This is a genomic window from Streptomyces sp. CB02261, from assembly GCF_001905665.1.
Lineage (GTDB): Bacteria > Actinomycetota > Actinomycetes > Streptomycetales > Streptomycetaceae > Streptomyces.
In genome coordinates this window covers 469352-485622 of sequence record NZ_LIVX01000005.1, presented here as the reverse complement: position 1 = coordinate 485622, position 16271 = coordinate 469352, and the positions used below count along the sequence as shown (strand labels likewise).

Sequence of the window (16271 nt, the reverse complement as noted above, 5' to 3'; positions counted from 1 at the left end):
ATTCGCGAGGCACTGAAGGATCCATGGCGCCCATCACACGCACGGACCGGGGCGCCCGACCCCGTTGCGGAGGACGTGCTTTCGGCCACGACTAGACACTGACCAGGCTGAATGATCGTACTAAGGCCGGATCGCACGCCATGCGACACACGATCAGTTCGATGCGCCTCCGACCACAGGCGTTCTTTCATCGGCGATCCCGGGCTTCAGTGCTCGCGGGTCGCCGCCGTGTGCCCGGCGGGCGACCACCCCTTGCCGAAAGTTCCGGCCCTTCACACTCGGGCTTCATGCCTCACGGCATTGGCGCGCGGGGAGCTGCGAGTGCTGGCTACGACCGCGACACCGATCTGTCCAGCCCCGTTGTCGTCGGATCAGCCGAAGTCGATCGTATCCGCGCGAAGTCGGTCGGAGCCGGGGCAGGGCGGAGCAGGGGGGGGTACCTCGTCCCGGCACGCGTTCTTCCATCGCTTGCAAGGTGCTCCGTCCCGCCCTCAGGCGGGGGCCATGACGCCCCGACCGGTTCCTCGACCGGCTTCCACCGGTCGTCGATGAGCATGAAGTCCCCGCCCTCAGCCCAAGCAGTTATGGCGGGGCGAAAGCGGGTGGGCGAGGCACGACGACGGCACGGCAGACCTAGGAAAGTCATTCACCATGACCGACGACGCCTACATGGGAATGTGAAGAGGGCACCCGCCCGGGAATACCCGGGCAACCCCCCCTGAACTCCCACCTCTGCGGACTACGCCGCCCGCCTGCCCCGCAACTCATCGCACTCGCCGCCAGGCTTCAGCACCGCTGTCCCGGCCCGATGACCGCAAGTCCCACCTGCCCGGCAAGCCAGTGTGCGTACGGCTCTCTCCTCTGACGGCCGTCGACATCGACGCTGCGAACGTGGACGAGGACGGTGTGGTAGCCGGCGGGGCCGTCGTACTGGCGGGTGCTGGTGTTGAGAAGGAGCGTCACCTCTGCGTGCTTGGACTCGCCGCGAAAACCCACCTCGGGCGCGTCCGGCCAGCACAGGTCCTGCCAGTTGATCTCGCCCACGCTCGGACCGATCGCCGAGGTGAAGGCGCCCTCGACGCTGTCGACCGCCTGGTTGAGCAACTCGTAGTCCACCGGCAGCCGCCCTTCGTACGCCGACGGTTCGGTCGGCAGGTCCGGCCCCCGGACACCTACGAGCCATGCAGGGCGGTCCTCGAGCAGCACCCGATCGTCGAACTCCCCGTACTGTTCCTGCCCCCGGAACCACCCCTCGGGCAGCTCCTTCGCCCGCCGCCGCACCTCGTCGACAGAGCGTAGCTCTGCGTAGAGGGAGACGTTTGTGTACTCGCAACGGCCGAGCTCCATGAGGCGGCGCGCGATGCTCAGGGCAAGGGCCGGGTCGGGGCCGTGGAAGACGGGGTAGGCGATGTCGTTGGACATGAAGGGACTGTGCCACGATCCGTCACCGCAGGTCATCGCATTTTCGGCCCAGTCCAGGGCACGCATCCGTCCGAGCCCGCCACGTACATCGGCAGCTAGGTCCTGGGCGAGTCACCGTTCGGATGGTGATGTCGTACGGGAGAGGAGCCTTCGGTGATGGTCGCCGGGCAAAGGTCGGCTCGACGCGCCATGCGGGATCGGCTGCGGACAGGCTCCGCCGCACACATGGGGATGCGGGCGATGCGGGGGCGGCGTTGGTGAGAGGGAACCGGAGTGATGTGGTGTGCGTCGTGTGATGTGTCGCGGTTCCTCGGCGCATGAAGAGGCAGGGAAGCAGTGCGAGACCTAGTAATCCGAGTGGCAGTGGGATGCGTGGTCCTTGCGATGGCATCCTGTGCAGCTCCGGAGGAGCCGGCCCGGACGCCACTGCCGACGGCCGAGCGCGGGAGCATGCCCGGGAAGGCAGGTTCGCAGCCCTCACCGGCGGAGTCGTCGAACACGGCCGAAGCCGTCGCCCAGGCGACAGGCCACATGCTCGCCGCCGCCACCGGCGCCAATGCGCCGGCCCACCCTGGTCTGCTGGTCGCCGCCGAAGCGGCTAGCGGGGCGCTCTTCGTCTGGGAGACGGCCGACGGCCGATCCTGTCATGGTGTCGCGAAGACGCAAGGGATGACGACCGTCGCGTGCGCTTCCCGCCCGAACACCCCCCCGGTGGGGGATAACCCGCGACTCGTGCCGTTGGTCCGCATGATGGCGACGGGATGGAACGTGGTCTTCGGCACGGAGCACGAGACAGTTGAGTCAGTCACCTGCAACGGTGAACCGGTCCGTGTGCGGAACGTCGGCGTGCTGGCGGACGGACGCCGCACGATCCACGCCATCGAATTCCCCGACCTCACTCTAGGCGCGGTGACAGTGAAGGTGAGGAGGGGAACGCGGGCGGTCACGGAGCGCCTCGAACTGCACCCGTCCTCGAAATCGGATGGCCAGGATCTGGCGTCGTGTGACCCCGCCAAGCCCTAGGGATCATCTCCAAAGGTCAGAGCCAGAGCAGAATTGAGACGATGGTGACGGCGGCTTGGTAAAACTCACGAGTCTTGTCGTAGCGAGTGGCCGGGCCGCGTCACTGCTTGAGCCTGTTGAAGCAGCGCTCAACAACGTTGCAGCGGGGCTAGATCGCTCGGTTGAAGCCGGGTGTCCGGCCGCCTCGTAAGTCTCGGTTCAACCGCCCGAGGATCTCGTCGAAGCGTTCGGGGATCGTGGGCGGAATGCCGCGTCGCCGCAGGTAGAAGCGCCACTTGCGAAAGCTGTAGCCCTTGTCTGCGACTATACGGTCGGGCCGGTCCGCGGACGCCCGGGGCCCACTCCGAGCACGCTGATCAAGCCCATCATCTGCCGTAGCGGGTACTTCTCCTCTGCCGGGGCAGATCGTGCAGGCGTGTGAGTATGGCGCGGCCGGAGTGCTGGAGTTCCAGGTCGAAGACGACGCCCCATCCCGAGGATTTCCCGCCGCGGCGGGGTGGTGCGAGTGTTTCCCGGATTCAGAGCGGGGCGTGCGGCCGGGCCCATGCGGTCGAGACAAGCGACGACATCTCGAGCGACGGAGTCGTTGTCTTCCCCGGCGCGCAGCAGGGCTCGAACGGCGGTGTCGGCCTCGGCTTGTCCGCCTAGGCGGTCCGGCGATACTGCTCCCAGAGCACGCCTGGGCTCCGAGCCTGGCCCGCGCACGCCATATCGGCCCGGGCTGGAGCCGACCCCAGACCCTGACGCTCAAGCGTCGCGCCCGAGTGACCCGCTTCGTAATGTCAGTCCGTGGCGTGGTGTGATGCTGGGGTCTGCCGGGCGAGCCGGGCTCCAGGGGCGCGGGGGGGGGGAGAGCCGGACACCTGCCGCCCGACCGAGTTGGCTCGTTGGCGCCACCCCTCATGGCCTCAATCAAGAATTTCGCGCTGCGCATCACCCGCGCCGCGAGAGGCGAGGGAGGGCTCACCTGGGCCCGGGGCCGTTGCCTTGGCTGGGGTCAGCGCCCGGGTCCGCCAGCTCCGGCCTTTCCTCTGTACAGGGCGACGGAATTCTGCTGTTCGTTCGTCATGACCCCAGCCTCCCCGGCACTAACCCGCCCGCATCAGAGCGCAGATACTCACCCGCACCCGAGTAGGAAGCACGCCCCCGCATACATGGCCGGATCGAGGACTCGGCCGGGCGCGTGCACGCGGCCATCACGCCGTCGTCACCGTCGTCACCGTCGTCCGCGAGATCTGCAGTGCCGCTCAGGTTGCGGGAGGGACGGGATGCGCGACCGTGATGGCTATGTGGGTCCGGGCGGGGAGAGGCAGACGCGACGGGTGCCCGCACTCCCCCAGGGCGCCGCCGTGGAGCACGGTTGTCGGCCACGTCGGCGGGAAGGGCCGACCCGGCTGCCGCATCCCTTCCCCTGCCGGCCCCGAGCCGGAGGGTGCCCTGGAACGTCCGTAGCCCGCCGCGAGCCCTGAGGTCGGGGCCGGTGAAAGATAAATGCGTCGACAGCGTCCCTCGGTACCCGGCAAAGTGGCCGCCCGTGACGAGCAGTGAGTTGTGGACCCGTGCGACCGCCGATCGCTACGACGCCGAGGAGAGCAAAATGTCCTCGGCTGCCGTTCTCGGACCGACTCTCGCCTTTCTCGCCGAGCTCGCTGGAGACGGACAGGCACTGGAGTTCGCCATCGGGACCGGACGAGTGGGAGTCCCGCTCCGTGAACGCGGCGTGCCGGTGATGGGCATCGAACTGTCCGAGCACATGGCAGCGGTGCTACGGCGCAAGATCGACGAGGACTTCCTCCCGGTGATCATCGGGGACATGGCCACCACCGTCGTTCCCGGCGAGTTCACCCTGGTCTATCTCGTCTACAACACCATCACGAACCTGCTCACGCAGGACGAGCAGGTCGAGTGCTTCCGCAACGCCGCACGTCATCTGGAGCCCGGCGGCCGATTCGTCATCGAGCTGGGCGTGCCGCCACTGCGGTTCCTTCCGCCCGGCCAGGTCGCGGTGCCGTTCGACGTCTCTGAGCAGCATCTCGGTTTCGACACCTTCGACCTGGTTGAGCAGATTCTCGTCTCGCACCACCTCACCCGCGACGGCGACGACGGCCGATACCGCCGCGAAAACTCCCGGCACCGGTATGCCTGGCCTACAGAGCTCGACCTGATGGCACGGATCGCCGGGCTCGAGCTGGAACGTCGCGTCGCGGACTGGGACGGGGCACCGTTCACCCGGGACTCAGCGAAGCACATCTCTGTGTGGCGCAAACCAACGTGAGATCGGGCCAGCGGGCTGTGAGCGTGAGCCGGAAGCTGGGCATCCGGTGGGCGCGTGTCCCCTGACTTCGGGTCCTGTCCGGTTGCGATGCGCCGCCTGCATCACCTCGGACCGCCTGGGGATGTAGCGCGCCCTGTCAGCCACCAGAACACAAGACACCGGCACCTCCTATTCGAGGTGGCGAAGGGGCGCGGCAGGAGCCCCTTCGCGGGTCCACAGGCCTGCCCCGCCGAGCCGGAAGACCGGACCCGGATGGCAAGCGGCAGCGCTGCCGGTCTACCTGCACCCGGCATCGCGGGCCCCACGCCGAACGGCCCGCACCGGCACCCCGTGCGGCCGTTCACCACCCAAGAACCCCCGGGAGGGGAGGTCCGGCAGACCCTGCATATCCAGAGCGCGGTCCCAAGTGCTCAGCACCCGCATGCCCCCGATCCCCCGACCCACACCCAGCCGTCCGACCGAGCAGCCCGGAAAGCCAGGCCGGGCCTGCCAGGGGTCGGCGCAGTGAACCGCAGATACGGCTTGCGGGTCAGCGGCGCGCGTCGACGGAGAGCCGTGCTGTCATACCCGGCTCTCCGGGGGCGCGTCGTACCTGCGGTGTCCCGGAGGTCGCCCGGTGCCGACCGAGTTGCTCGACGGCTGCCTGGAGTCTCGTCGTCGGTGGCGGTGATGTCCAGGACGATCAGGCCGCGATCGCTCCGGTGGATCGGGTCAATCGGTTCCATGCCCCCGCCAGAACGCCCCTCGGGGCGGTGGAGTCGGAAGCGTTGCCCGGGCCACCTAGACGGCGAGCCCCGCGGCTTTGACCCGGTGGACGGTCCAGGCGCCGAGGCAACACACACCGACGCCAAGGACGCTCACACGAACTGTCCATGACGTCGAGTTCAGAATGGGTTGGAGTCAAGGGTGGGGACAGCGCCGACGACAGCCCAGCGAGTTGTCGGGCGTCGGTAAGGTCGGCGCTCTCATTAGGGGTGCGATGCGAACATCACAGCGGGGCAGCGAGGGGCAGAAGTACGCACTGATCTCGGAGGAGGACGACGGCGACTTCTGGGGCTTTGCTCACGAGGCCCAGTGGCTCTTCACGCCTCTGCCAGATGAAGAGGGCGCACGCCGGGTGCACCTCGAGGGGTGCCTCCCGCAGGGCGGCCTACGGGAGAGCGTCGATCATGTCGGTGGTCGTCCCGCCATGGCGGGGAACGCCTGGCTCGCTCTTCTCGACGGCGACGGTGCCACCATGGGGTCCTACTCCGTCTACGAGGTCACCGTCGTCGACGTCAAGCCTTCCGCCCGCGGAACCGGCCTCGTCGACCTGACGGTGACGCTGTGGTGCGAGGACACCCTGCCCGGAGCGGAACGAGCGTGGGACCTGGTCCGCACGGGTCACCTGAATCGCACCGGCATGTGGCATGCACTCGCACCTCAAGAGAGGCGCGCGTGGCTATCGGTGGCGCTGTGGTCCCGGGCGTACCGACGCCAGGGAAAACCCGATGCCCCGGCAGGCCAGGTGTTCGCCTTCGACGGTCGGCACATCGTCGACGAAGACAGCTTCTACTGCGCGATCGGTGAGGCCGTCAATGGACCCGGCGGATACTTCGGCTGGAACCTGGACGCGCTGGACGACTGCCTTTGCGGGGGCTGGGGCGCCAATGCTCCATTCACCTTGCACTGGGAGTCCTCGGCCGAGTCTCGGGCACGGCTGGTAGAACGCGTCCCCGTCGGCGACCGCGAGGTTACAGTGTTCGACCTGATCCTGAAGATCTTCGAGGAACGGGGCGTGAGCGCCATCCTTGAGTGACGGCTGGTCGCTTCCTGGCATCGGTCCGGGGAAGATCGTTCGGACTCTTGCGGACGGCGGCGTGGGATGCCGAGGTGGACAGCTGGTCGCTGGGCTCGGCGTTGGGTTTCGGCGCGCTCCGCGCGAAGGAAGGTGAGGGTGGAGTCGAGAACCTCGATCTCACCGATCCAGCCTCCGGTCTCGGCCCGCGTCCTGCGTTGCAGGAGGTCGCCCGACTTGGAGAGCCGGGCGAGCATCTTGGGATTGACGTGGTCATCCGGGCAACGGATGCAAGCTTCTCGGAACCACTCACGCTGGTGGATTCTGGACCGGCTAAAGCAATCTCAAGAGATGACCTCCACGGAATCCGGCTTGGGGAACGGCATCATTGCCCAACCCAGGGGCCAGCCTTCTCCGCGTTGCTCCGACGCCTCGACCTCCAGACGCCGGGGAATCCGCCAGATCCACCATTCGGCGTCGTCCTCAGCACGCCCCGGCCACGGAATCGTGGCGCGGCGATACCGCTCGTCGACGCCGTCGAGCTCCGGCCGTCTGATCTCCCGGACGCGTGCTGGGAGCTTCGGCCAGATCTTCGCCAGGACGCCGCGGCACCAGATGTCGTCGCTCAACTCAGGAGCGCACCACGAGTAGCCCTCCTCCACCTCGCCGATCACGCTCTTCCAACGATCGAACAGCCCATGGAGGGTGACCCGTTGTCCGCCTGCCCAAGTGGGAGCGACCGCGGTGATGGCAGCCTGCACAGCGTCGGATTCCTCTGCGCTGAACGCGAGGCTGTCCCTGGGCCCGTCCGGTCGATGCATGCAGCGACTATCGCCTGGTGGTAACGCTGCCTGCCACCGGCTTTCCCCATGCCGCCCGACGGCGACCGATCAGGCCGTCGGGCCTCCGATCGATGACCCCACCGCTTGTCGATGCCAAAGTCCCGATCGTGGTAGTCGTTCGGCTGGCGATGCGGCTGGGGTCGGGCATGGCGGGGTAGACGGTCCGGTCGTCGATCCGGGTCAACTTAGCTTCGGAACCGGCGAGGCTGACGTGAAAACCTTCTCCATTGGGTTCGTTCCATCCCAAAGCCTCTGATCTGTAGCTCTCAGCGACCGAATTGGTGATGCTGTCACAGGGATCACAGCGAGTGTTCCGGAGAGCGAAAGTCGCTCCGCATGCGCCTCAGTACCGTAACTTCGCAACCGTGACTTCGAATGACCGACGCCGAGTTCGAGATCACCGCGGACCTGGTCCGCCACCTGCTGCACGAGCAACAGCCAGACCCTTGCAGGGCTGGCCATCCGGGGGGGCGAGCGGTGGGGCCATCAAATGTGGCGCCTCGGGGACGAGTTGGTTGTGCGCATGCAGCGCATGGATCCCACTCCGGAGCTCCAGCTAAAAGAGGGCGGTGGCTACCGGTGCTGGCCTCGCGCTTGCTGCTCCCGGTGCAGTGCGGTGCGGTGCGGCGAACCGTCCCAGCGCGCGCTTCTCCAAGCACTGGACCGTGATGACGTGGGTTCCCGGCGGACCATGGCTCGATCAGCCGCGGCGACCACGCGACCGACAAGCTGGCGGGGCTGTGGTCGCTGTCCTCACTGCCCCACCACCCGCTCACAGCGCGGGCATGTTGGCCTCTGGCCAAGCACCACCCGAAGGCGCGCCGCCGGCGAGGCCACGAAGCATCATCAGGACGTGCCGCGGCGGTCGTGTTCCCTGTGTCCCAGTTCGTCGGTGCAAAGGAGATCGACGCGGCCGTAGCGGGAGATGGTCTTGGCCAGCTGCTTCTCGTCGACGGCTTCGAAGAGCTCGTTGCCGAGCTCGGCCGCCGGGACGTACGCGACCCGGTGGCCGGCCATCACGGCCTCGATGCCGAGTGCGACCAGCAGGTGGGACTTGCCGGCGCCGGAATCCCCGATGAGAGGCAGAGGGGCAGTTGCGATGTGCCCCGCCTATACGACAGTGGACCGCCTGGGGATGTAACGCGCCCTGTCAGCCACCGCAACACAAGACACCACCTCGTGTCAGCGACCAACCATCGCCATCGGCCAGAGACCTGGAAGAACACGCCGCGCCTGGCCAGCCGGCACCGACATGACCTCACCACCGTGAAGCCGACACATCGCACCTGATCGCGCCCCAAGCGATCACGGACAGCGCGCCCCTCGAGAGATCCCGGGGCCACTGGTGCGGGGCGTGCCTGGTTCCGGTCGGCTCTGCAGCGCGTTGGTGGAGTCGATCTCGCTTGCACCTGTCCCGCGCACGACCGGCACTCGCCCCTCTTCCACCAGTCGTTGTGAGCAGGAAGTGCCGGCCGCCACGCCGAACAGCTATAGCGGGGCGAAATTGGGTAGGCGGCAGCGCAACGACGCCGCGACAGACCTTGGAAAGTGATCCGCCATGACCGATGACGCCTACCTCTTTCTCGCCGACACCACCCCCGGCTCGGATTTGCCAGGCACGCCCGTCTCCCTCACCGGAGAGCTGGAGTGCCTGCAGACACCGGCTGTGCAAGCGTGGCTCGATGCCCACGAGACCGACGCCACCTCTCCGGCGCTGTGCATCGTGCCGCCCGAACAGACCGGGATGATCCCCGATGGGGTCGAGCGGCTGCCGGTGCCGCTGACCGAGGAGGAGCTGGAGCGGGTGCGCCGGGCCGGCGCCACCGATCCGGTGGCGGTCGTCGAGGAGGAGTTGCTGTCCTACCGCGACAGCGAGGAGGGCCGCGACGCCCTGCTGCACAAGGCCCTGGCCGCCGGCGTACCGGCGCACCGCATCGTGGAACTGTCCGGGGTGGACCCCACGGCCCTGCCGACCGCACCTCGCGTCTGACCGATCCCGTTCCTGAACGGCCCCAGTCCCTGCCTTCCACCCGCACGGATGCAGGGACTGGGGCATGTCGTGAGGGCAATCGCCCGGGAGAGCGGTCCCGTTGCTCAGAGTGGCGCTACGGGTGGTCAGGACGTGCCCGTAGACCTTGGCGTCCAGCCCGATGAAGCAGCGCTTCCCAAGAATTCCTAAGACGTCGTTTCTTATGGCGTGATCATTCGATGAACCGTGCATGGCGGATCTGGTCGAACGGCTGGTGCCGGACGAGTTGTGGGTGCTGTTCCGGCGGGTGGTACCGCCGACGGTGGTGATACGTCCGCAGGGCGGTGGCCGGCGGCGGGCAGGTGACCGTGAGGCTCTGGCTGCCATCATCTTCGTGGCGACCTCAGGCTGCACATGGCGGCAGCTGCCGCCGGTGTTCGGCCCCGCCTGGCCCACGGTCTACCGGCGCTTCGCACAGTGGAGCCGGGACCGGGTCTGGGCAAAGCTCTACCGCTTGATCCTCGACGAACTCGGAGCGCGGGGCGAGCTGGACTGGTCGCGGTGCGCGATCGACTCGGTCAGTCTCCGGGCTGCAAATGGGGGCCACTGACGGGACCGAATCAGACCGACCGTGGCAAGCTGGGATCGAAGATCCACATGATCTGTGACCGGAACGGACTGCCGCTGTCGCTGGGCATCTCCGGCGCGAACATGCACGACAGCCAGGGCCTGGAGCCGCTCGTGCGCGGCATCCCGCCCATCCGGGCCCGCCGCGGCCCGCGCCGCCGGCGCCCGGCGAAACTGCACGCCGACAAGGGATACGACTACGACCACCTGCGCCGATGGCTTCGCAAGCGCGGCATCACCCACCGCATCGCCCGCAAGGGCATCGAGTCCTCACAGCGGCTGGGCAGACATCGGTGGGTGGTCGCAAGAACCGTGTCCTGGCTGGCCGGCTGCCGGCGCCTCCACCGCCGCTACGAACGCAAGGCCGAACACTTCCTCGCCTTCGTCGGCATAGCCGCGACCCTCATCGGCTACCGCCGACTAATCCGGTGAGCCAGTCGGCCAGCACCGGTGGTGTCAGTGACAGCTCATAGGGTGCGCTGGTATTCGACGAGGAGGTTCCATGGGCTTTTCCGGTCATCTGGTCTTTGCACGCAGCGAACGCCCGCTGCTGGAAGCACCCCTGTTCAGCAGTACCGGTCCAGAGCTGAGGGACGACGTGCACGGGTGGCAGCCGCGACCGGGCGGCTGGCAGACCCTGCAGTTGGAGCAGGGCATCTGGGAGGACGATTGCCTGTTCGCCTTGGTGGAATGGACCGGCGCGCCGGCCTGCGTGGCTGATGCCTCCGACAGCAGTGTCGCCCTCGTGACCGGCCTGCACACCAATGGGCGTCGCTGGCAGGCATGGCTCAACCTGGACAACGCCGCGGCCCTCCTCGTCGAGGAACCGGAGGACGTGGACGACCTGAGCCTGTGGATGGCCACCCCGGAGTTCGAAAAGGCCATCGGACACAAGCGTGCAGAGCTCGATGCGGAGGTTCCGGCCGACGCCGAAGGCGCTCATGTGGGCGTCAGCAGCTGGTGTCCAAGCCACGGCGGCGCAGCAGCCTCGAATCGAGGAACTGCTGCGCGCACAGGAGACCTTCGTGGAGGAGCTGTTCGACGCGCTGCTGGACGAGCTGGGCTTCCCTGAAGCGGTCCACTCCACACCGCAGCCATAAGAAACGATGTCCAAGCCGGCGTACATGAAGCCCCCGCGCCGAGGCAGACACCGTCGGTGACCAAAGCTTGGGCTCCGTCGTGACGGAAGCCCAACCGAGCGGATGACAGCGCCGACGGGGCCGGCCCGTTTCAGGGCTGCGACCTGCGTGCCTCGACCCTCCTCCGGTTTCAGGCAGCGGGAAGAAGTTGCCGGTCGTGGTGGTGAGCTGTCAACGGCCAACCAAGCGGAACATGCCGGCGTGCGGGCCGCGAGGACGGTGTCAGCCGCGGGCGGAGCAGGTGGAGTTACGGCCCTGATCCAGTCCTGGCACCGCTGTCATGTTCGTCGCAGCCGGCGCCTGGGCCAGCTCATCCCTCCTGTGATGTGTGCATGAGGGGTTTGAACGCCGCCGGAGCGCGTATACGCCGTATTGACGCAGACTTTATATCAGCAGGTAGGAGACGCATCATGGGCATCATCGCGTGGATTCTCATCGGTCTGATTGCCGGTTTCATCGCCAAGGCGATCATGCCGGGCAAGGACCCGGGCGGCGTCATCATCACAATCCTGATCGGCGTCGCGGGCGGTCTGCTGGGCGGCTTCCTGGGCAAGGTCATATTCGGCGTCGATTCCATCGACGGCTTCTTCGACCTGTCCACCTGGATCGCGGCCATCATCGGCTCCGTCATCCTGCTGGCCCTCTATCGTGTCGTCACGGGTAACCGACGACACGCCTGAGCGGCCTCTGTAGGACTGCACCACCGTGCAACGGCTCCCCCCTTTTCTTCCAGGGGCGGAGCCGTTCGCCGTATTCGAGTCGCCAACAGTACGCACGCGGACCGAATCGCCACCGCGCCCGGCATCCCGAACGCGGCGGACGAAGAAGCGGCGATCGCCTCGCTCGCCGCCTCGCCGAGCAGGGATTCCTTTTTTACCGACGCCCGCACCGGGTCTACGACCCCAGCCCGCCCGTTGAGTCTGTGGGTCGTACTGGACGAATTACCCCTGCGGCACGTCGTCTGCAGCCGGGAGAACGGCCTCTGCCTGGCCGGCCGCAATTCGGCAGTACCACGCAACGTACGGCCACATGCCCATGACCTGACCGCGGCCCGAAACCACCGCATCATCCGAATCTGTGAAAGCCAGGGCGTTCCGCCGGCCCTGGGTGACCACACCGACCAGCAGGCTCCCCACCCTGGAGGGGCAACGCTGACGAAGCTCATTGCCGTTCCAGGGTGACCGCCTCACGACCAGACGAGTCGGCCTTCGGCAACCGCGCAGACCGGGTGGGTCCCATTGGCGATCTTCGTCAGCATCTCCGCCACGGAGTCGAAGTACTGGGCCAGCGATTCATACTCGCCCGTGACCGTGATCTCACCCACGAACCAGCGTCCGACACGCCCGTCCCGCACATCGATGAACTTGCCCATCCAGCCGTCCTGGTCCGACAGGAACGGGATCCACTCATTACGCCAGAACGGATTGTCCGGCTGGTCCGGAGGGTCGAATCCACCGGGCATGGAGCGGTTCGCGTACAGCTTCTCCATCGCCCGAATGCCCAGAAAGAAGCTTCCCTCGTCCGGGAACCCGTCGAAGCCGCAACATGCCACTCCGTCGTCGACATCTTCCTCAGGCAGATCCAGACTGTTCTGCAACAGCCACGTTCGCAGATCCCCATGGAGGGAGATCCCCACGGACTGCACTCAGTTCGTGCCGGGGCTGGAGAAGATCCGCGTTCCCCGCCTCGGTCCGGGCAGGCCCCGCAAGAAACCCAACAGCATCGCGGCAGACAAGGGATACAGCAAAGCAGCGGCACCTGCCGCGAGTACGTGCAGCGACGAGGTATCCGGCACACCATTCCGGAGAAGATCGACAGTCATGCCGCCCGCCTCCGCAAAGGTTCACGAGGCGGTCGACCGCCGGGCTTCGACGAGGAGCGCTACAAGGAACGCAACACCGTCGAACGGGCCGTCAATCGACTGAAGAACTCCCGGGCCGCGGCAACGCGGTACGACAAGCGCGACTACGTCTTCCTTGGAACGGTCACCGCTGCGGCCCAGGTCATCTGGCTGCGTTTCATGACTCGCCGTGCTGGTCATCCGTCCCGGACGCAACCGGCTCGGCGCCGAGCGGCCAGCGATAGCCGGCGTCATGCAGCTTGCTCAGCGCCGAGTGATCATTGGACACCATCACCTGGGCCAACCGGGCTGCCGCGGCGACTACGGCAAACCAGCCTGGTGAGTCCAGATAGACCTTGTCGCAGGCAGCGGAGCCGATCGAGTCCTGCACCGCGTTGTAGGCGGTACCAAGACCTGCCATCAGTTCAACCTCCTCCTCGCTGCGAAGACACTGCCCCAGCCAGGGCCACGGATTGTCCGCATCGCAGAAGTCGTCGAAAAGCACATGCACCGTGTACTTGAGGTCCTCGAACTGACCCGGATCGAGCCACACCTCTCGCTGCCATGTCGGACTCGCCAGCGCCACGACGGCAGGCACCACATGGAGGCGGTAGTACGGCAGAGCAACACCGTGATCAATCACGAGCCAAGAATCGCATGATCGGCCGTTCAGCTCCTAGAAGGAACTGAACAAGACCATCGCCCGCTACGGTCGCGTCGACCTGCTCTGCGTCGATGAGCTCGGCCTCATGGAGCTCGACCGGCACGGCGCCGAGCTGCTGTTCCAGGTGCTGACCGAGCGGGAAGAGAAGAACAGCGTCGCCATCGCCTCGAACGAGTCGTTCGGCGGCTGGAGCAAGACCTTCACCGACCCCGGCTCTGCGCGGCCATCGTCGACCGTCTTACCTTCAACGGCACCATCATCGAGACCGGCACCGACTCCTACCGCCTCGCCTCCACCCGAGCCCGAGCGGAGGAATCGGCCAAGGCCGACTGACCGCGACAGACTCAGGGTCGACTACCCCGCCCCCATCCAGGCGACGGCCGTCGGCCCGACAAGCTCCAGTAGGCTGCGCCAGCCATGGATACGAACGCCGAACCCGAGCAGACCCGGCACACCACAAACGCTGCTGGTCCGCCGATCCGGCAGCTGTTCCGGGACGTCATCGCCGACCGCATGCAGGGTCCCCGGCCGCCCCAGGCCGCGATGCTGTTCGACGGCGAGGCCGACTCTTGCCGGTACGACCGGAGCTTCCTCGGCGACTTCTACAGCGAGATCCTTCACCAGGACACCTGCCAGCCGGCCACCGCTGACGGCCTCGCCCTGGTAACGGCCCTCGCAGTCGACGACCGCGCTCCCGCCCGGCACCGTTTCCAAGCCGTCGACTTGCTGTTCAGGGCTGCCACTGTCGCTGATCGCCATCTCGCCGAGACCTGGCCGGCCACCCCACAGCATGCCGATCCCGACAGCGAGGCCCGGGCCCGCAGCGCGGCTCAGGCTCACGTTCCAACTCTGCTGGCCCGCTGGTCGGACGAATGCCCAGCGGTACGCCTCGCCCTCGCCGGACTCGCCGTGGTCTTCCCGACGGACCGCACCCTCCCCGCCCTGACACCGCGCCTGCGGACCTTCACGCGTCAGCACACCCCAGGCACCGACATCGGCGACTACGTGCGATTCGTCCTCGTCCTGGCCGCCCAGAACGAGGACCAGATCCTCACGGCGACGGAGAAGCTCACTGACGCCTACTGGACGGGAACACCTCGCGGAGCGCCGGCCCGGCCACGAGCCCTCCACCTCCTCGGCCAGATGCTGACGACGGTCGGAATCGAACTCACCCGAGCACCCGCCAGGCAGTGACGCACCGCGTCGCTCGCGCTGCTATTTCTCGTGGACATTGACGGGCCCCAAGATCCCCGACTGCCGCCCACATTGGCGGACACACGCTGCCCCTAGAAGTGAAGGAAACCACCCGCCCAACGGCCGCATGTCGAGGCCGTCGAGTACACAGACCGAGCCGCCCTGCTCCTGCGCATCCTTGCCGGCTTCCTCTCGGGTCCTCCGAGCCAGTTGGCAGGAGCCCGCTCACCCCAACGTTGTGACGTCAGCCGTTCAGTGCCGCCTTCACCCGAAAGTCGCAACGCACTCGGTCAGCGCATGGAGGAGGAAGTCGGCGCCGTCCCGGTCGGGCCTTCGCTCAGAACTGCAACATGATGTGCAATGACGCGCCGTCCACGTCCAAACCAGCAACGCCGATCACTACCGAAGGTCGCAGATGCTGACCGATAGGGGTTCCATGGCAGCGTCGGTGCGGCGGCACGGCCTCACACCGCTCTGACCAGCTCGTTCTCAGTCGGTCGGCCGAGGAGCCTATACCGGCGACCGGCGTAAAATGGATGAAATGAACTCAGTCCGATACGAGCTGGTGTTCTCCGATGACACCGGCTCCACCCAGGATGTCGTGATCGTCGGACGCACCTCCTCCAAAGGGCCCGGCGGCCATCCGGTCTACGCCGACCCCACCGGCATCATCCGGGCGGAGATCAGCGACCGGAACGAGGTGCGCATTCTCGCCTCAGGCGGGCATCAGGCTCCTGCCCCGCACGTCCTGGCCCGCCGTCTCACCGATGGCGATCCGATGGATCCCGCCGACCCCTCCACCTCCGCAACCTGACCGGTACCCGACCCGGCTGACCACCTCGCCGGCGCGCGCGGCATTCAGGCAGAGACACCTCGCGAGCGCCCCCTCCCGGCGCCGAGGCCAGAGGCGGACAGGGCTGCCAGGGTGTCCAAGAAGTCCTAATTCGACGACAAGGCATCGTGTGAGGCCCTCTAGGCACAGAGCGGCTTTGAGGGACTCGTGCGCGGTTGGGCACGGAACTTCACCTCGTGCCCAGCGTCGTCGGTGAAGACGGCCTCCGTCTCGGACGCCAAGGTCATCGTGCCGCGCTGGAAGGGGTTGTCCCAGCCCTCAGGCGGGTTTCCCGAGCCGTCGGAGAGCTGGGCTTCCGCTTCGAAGTACGTCGAGCCGATCCACGCCTCCTTGATTCCGCAATGCGTATACAGGTCGAAGGGAATCGTTCGGCCGGTGTTCACGTCCCCAGCGGCTTGAGTGCATCCTGTGAGCACCCCCGCAGCCAGAGTGAGGGCGAGGATGATCTTTCCAGCTCTCCCAGTCATGGCCTTCCGACGCGTGTACGAAGCCGCCGGTTCCACCCTTCAGGAGGCTGTGCGCCGCGGGGCGCCGACTCGACGCCTCGTTCGGCACTGAGGTCGAGACTCTTACGGACAGCACCACCCTCGACTTCGCCGCCGGCCGCTACTGAGTGGACTCGGCAAGCGGTGAACCGAACCACCAC

The 16271-nt window shown here is 67.0% G+C and carries 14 protein-coding genes and 4 pseudogenes; 12 read left to right on the top strand and 6 right to left on the bottom strand.

Going from position 1 to position 16271, the window contains the following annotated elements; genetic code table 11:
* Positions 1 to 786: 786 nt before the first annotated feature.
* Positions 787 to 1422 carry a hypothetical protein gene (locus AMK29_RS19700; RefSeq protein WP_143202916.1) on the bottom strand — a complete coding sequence of 212 codons (636 nt, stop codon included), beginning with the start codon at positions 1420 to 1422 and terminating at the stop codon, positions 787 to 789.
* A 531-nt stretch (positions 1423 to 1953) separates the two neighbouring features.
* On the opposite strand from AMK29_RS19700, the gene AMK29_RS19695 reads away from it, so the two are divergent.
* The 3 genes from AMK29_RS19695 to AMK29_RS19680 all read left to right on the top strand — a co-directional run bounded on the left by AMK29_RS19695 (position 1954) and on the right by AMK29_RS19680 (position 6518).
* Positions 1954 to 2445 (top strand): hypothetical protein, encoded by a 492-nt coding sequence (locus AMK29_RS19695; protein WP_143202915.1) that lies wholly within the window; start codon positions 1954 to 1956, stop codon positions 2443 to 2445.
* Between the two features lie 1534 nt (positions 2446 to 3979).
* On the top strand, positions 3980 to 4720 hold the full coding sequence (locus tag AMK29_RS19685; RefSeq protein WP_073814556.1) for a class I SAM-dependent DNA methyltransferase: 741 nt from the start codon (positions 3980 to 3982) through the stop codon (positions 4718 to 4720).
* 979 nt (positions 4721 to 5699) lie between these two features.
* Positions 5700 to 6518 (top strand): barstar family protein, encoded by an 819-nt coding sequence (locus AMK29_RS19680; RefSeq protein ID WP_073814555.1) that lies wholly within the window; start codon positions 5700 to 5702, stop codon positions 6516 to 6518.
* Positions 6519 to 6841: 323 nt separating this feature from the next.
* On the opposite strand, the gene AMK29_RS19670 is transcribed toward AMK29_RS19680, so the two are convergent.
* Positions 6842 to 7318, bottom strand: coding sequence for a hypothetical protein (locus AMK29_RS19670; RefSeq protein ID WP_143202914.1), 477 nt, complete (start codon positions 7316 to 7318; stop codon positions 6842 to 6844).
* Between the two features lie 396 nt (positions 7319 to 7714).
* Between AMK29_RS19670 and AMK29_RS37225 the strand changes: the two are divergent.
* Positions 7715 to 8077, top strand: a pseudogene (locus AMK29_RS37225) (phosphotransferase); the annotation flags it as partial.
* Positions 8078 to 8194: 117 nt separating this feature from the next.
* On the opposite strand, the pseudogene AMK29_RS19660 reads toward AMK29_RS37225, so the two are convergent.
* Positions 8195 to 8428, bottom strand: a pseudogene (locus AMK29_RS19660) (ATP-binding protein); the annotation flags it as partial.
* A gap of 469 nt (positions 8429 to 8897) precedes the next feature.
* On the opposite strand from AMK29_RS19660, the gene AMK29_RS19655 reads away from it, so the two are divergent.
* The 5 genes and pseudogenes from AMK29_RS19655 to AMK29_RS37935 all read left to right on the top strand — a co-directional run.
* A complete protein-coding gene (locus AMK29_RS19655; RefSeq protein ID WP_073814552.1) occupies positions 8898 to 9329 on the top strand; it encodes a DUF6003 family protein in 432 nt (143 codons plus the stop codon).
* 229 nt (positions 9330 to 9558) lie between these two features.
* A protein-coding gene (locus AMK29_RS35740) for an IS5 family transposase (RefSeq protein WP_443334073.1) occupies positions 9559 to 10367 on the top strand; the annotation gives its coding sequence in 2 pieces (ribosomal slippage) (positions 9559 to 9906 and positions 9909 to 10367; 807 coding nt in all).
* Positions 10368 to 10437: 70 nt separating this feature from the next.
* Complete coding sequence (locus AMK29_RS19640) at positions 10438 to 11007, top strand: hypothetical protein (protein WP_241845517.1); 570 nt, start codon at positions 10438 to 10440, stop codon at positions 11005 to 11007.
* Positions 11008 to 11484: 477 nt separating this feature from the next.
* Entirely contained in the window at positions 11485 to 11754 is a 270-nt protein-coding gene (locus AMK29_RS19635; protein ID WP_073814550.1) for a GlsB/YeaQ/YmgE family stress response membrane protein, read from the top strand.
* Positions 11755 to 12108: 354 nt separating this feature from the next.
* A pseudogene (locus tag AMK29_RS37935) lies at positions 12109 to 12204 on the top strand (IS5/IS1182 family transposase); the annotation flags it as partial.
* Between the two features lie 56 nt (positions 12205 to 12260).
* Here the strand turns inward: AMK29_RS37935 and AMK29_RS19625 are convergent.
* Entirely contained in the window at positions 12261 to 12710 is a 450-nt protein-coding gene (locus AMK29_RS19625; protein ID WP_073814832.1) for an SMI1/KNR4 family protein, read from the bottom strand.
* Between the two features lie 382 nt (positions 12711 to 13092).
* The gene (locus AMK29_RS19615; protein ID WP_241845515.1) at positions 13093 to 13557 is read right to left on the bottom strand and encodes an SCO4402 family protein; all 465 of its coding nucleotides are present in this window, start codon (positions 13555 to 13557) and stop codon (positions 13093 to 13095) included.
* Between the two features lie 37 nt (positions 13558 to 13594).
* Between AMK29_RS19615 and AMK29_RS19610 the strand changes: the two are divergent.
* The 3 genes and pseudogenes from AMK29_RS19610 to AMK29_RS19600 all read left to right on the top strand — a co-directional run.
* A pseudogene (locus AMK29_RS19610) lies at positions 13595 to 13911 on the top strand (ATP-binding protein); the annotation flags it as partial.
* Between the two features lie 84 nt (positions 13912 to 13995).
* A complete protein-coding gene (locus AMK29_RS19605; protein WP_073814547.1) occupies positions 13996 to 14772 on the top strand; it encodes a hypothetical protein in 777 nt (258 codons plus the stop codon).
* A gap of 541 nt (positions 14773 to 15313) precedes the next feature.
* A complete protein-coding gene (locus tag AMK29_RS19600; protein ID WP_073814546.1) occupies positions 15314 to 15586 on the top strand; it encodes a DUF6296 family protein in 273 nt (90 codons plus the stop codon).
* Between the two features lie 158 nt (positions 15587 to 15744).
* Here the strand turns inward: AMK29_RS19600 and AMK29_RS19595 are convergent, their stop codons facing one another.
* Positions 15745 to 16092, bottom strand: coding sequence for a hypothetical protein (locus AMK29_RS19595; RefSeq protein ID WP_073814544.1), 348 nt, complete (start codon positions 16090 to 16092; stop codon positions 15745 to 15747).
* Positions 16093 to 16271: the final 179 nt, after the last annotated feature.

Coding starts and splice junctions, on each gene's coding strand:
- AMK29_RS19700 (WP_143202916.1), bottom strand. CDS start 1,422: ATGTCCAACGACATCGCCTACCCCGTCTTCCACGGCCCCGACCCGGCC.
- AMK29_RS19695 (WP_143202915.1), top strand. CDS start 1,954: ATGCTCGCCGCCGCCACCGGCGCCAATGCGCCGGCCCACCCTGGTCTG.
- AMK29_RS19680 (WP_073814555.1), top strand. CDS start 5,700: ATGCGAACATCACAGCGGGGCAGCGAGGGGCAGAAGTACGCACTGATC.
- AMK29_RS19670 (WP_143202914.1), bottom strand. CDS start 7,318: ATGCATCGACCGGACGGGCCCAGGGACAGCCTCGCGTTCAGCGCAGAG.
- AMK29_RS19655 (WP_073814552.1), top strand. CDS start 8,898: ATGACCGATGACGCCTACCTCTTTCTCGCCGACACCACCCCCGGCTCG.
- AMK29_RS19640 (WP_241845517.1), top strand. CDS start 10,438: ATGGGCTTTTCCGGTCATCTGGTCTTTGCACGCAGCGAACGCCCGCTG.
- AMK29_RS19635 (WP_073814550.1), top strand. CDS start 11,485: ATGGGCATCATCGCGTGGATTCTCATCGGTCTGATTGCCGGTTTCATC.
- AMK29_RS19605 (WP_073814547.1), top strand. CDS start 13,996: ATGGATACGAACGCCGAACCCGAGCAGACCCGGCACACCACAAACGCT.
- AMK29_RS19600 (WP_073814546.1), top strand. CDS start 15,314: ATGAACTCAGTCCGATACGAGCTGGTGTTCTCCGATGACACCGGCTCC.
- AMK29_RS19595 (WP_073814544.1), bottom strand. CDS start 16,092: ATGACTGGGAGAGCTGGAAAGATCATCCTCGCCCTCACTCTGGCTGCG.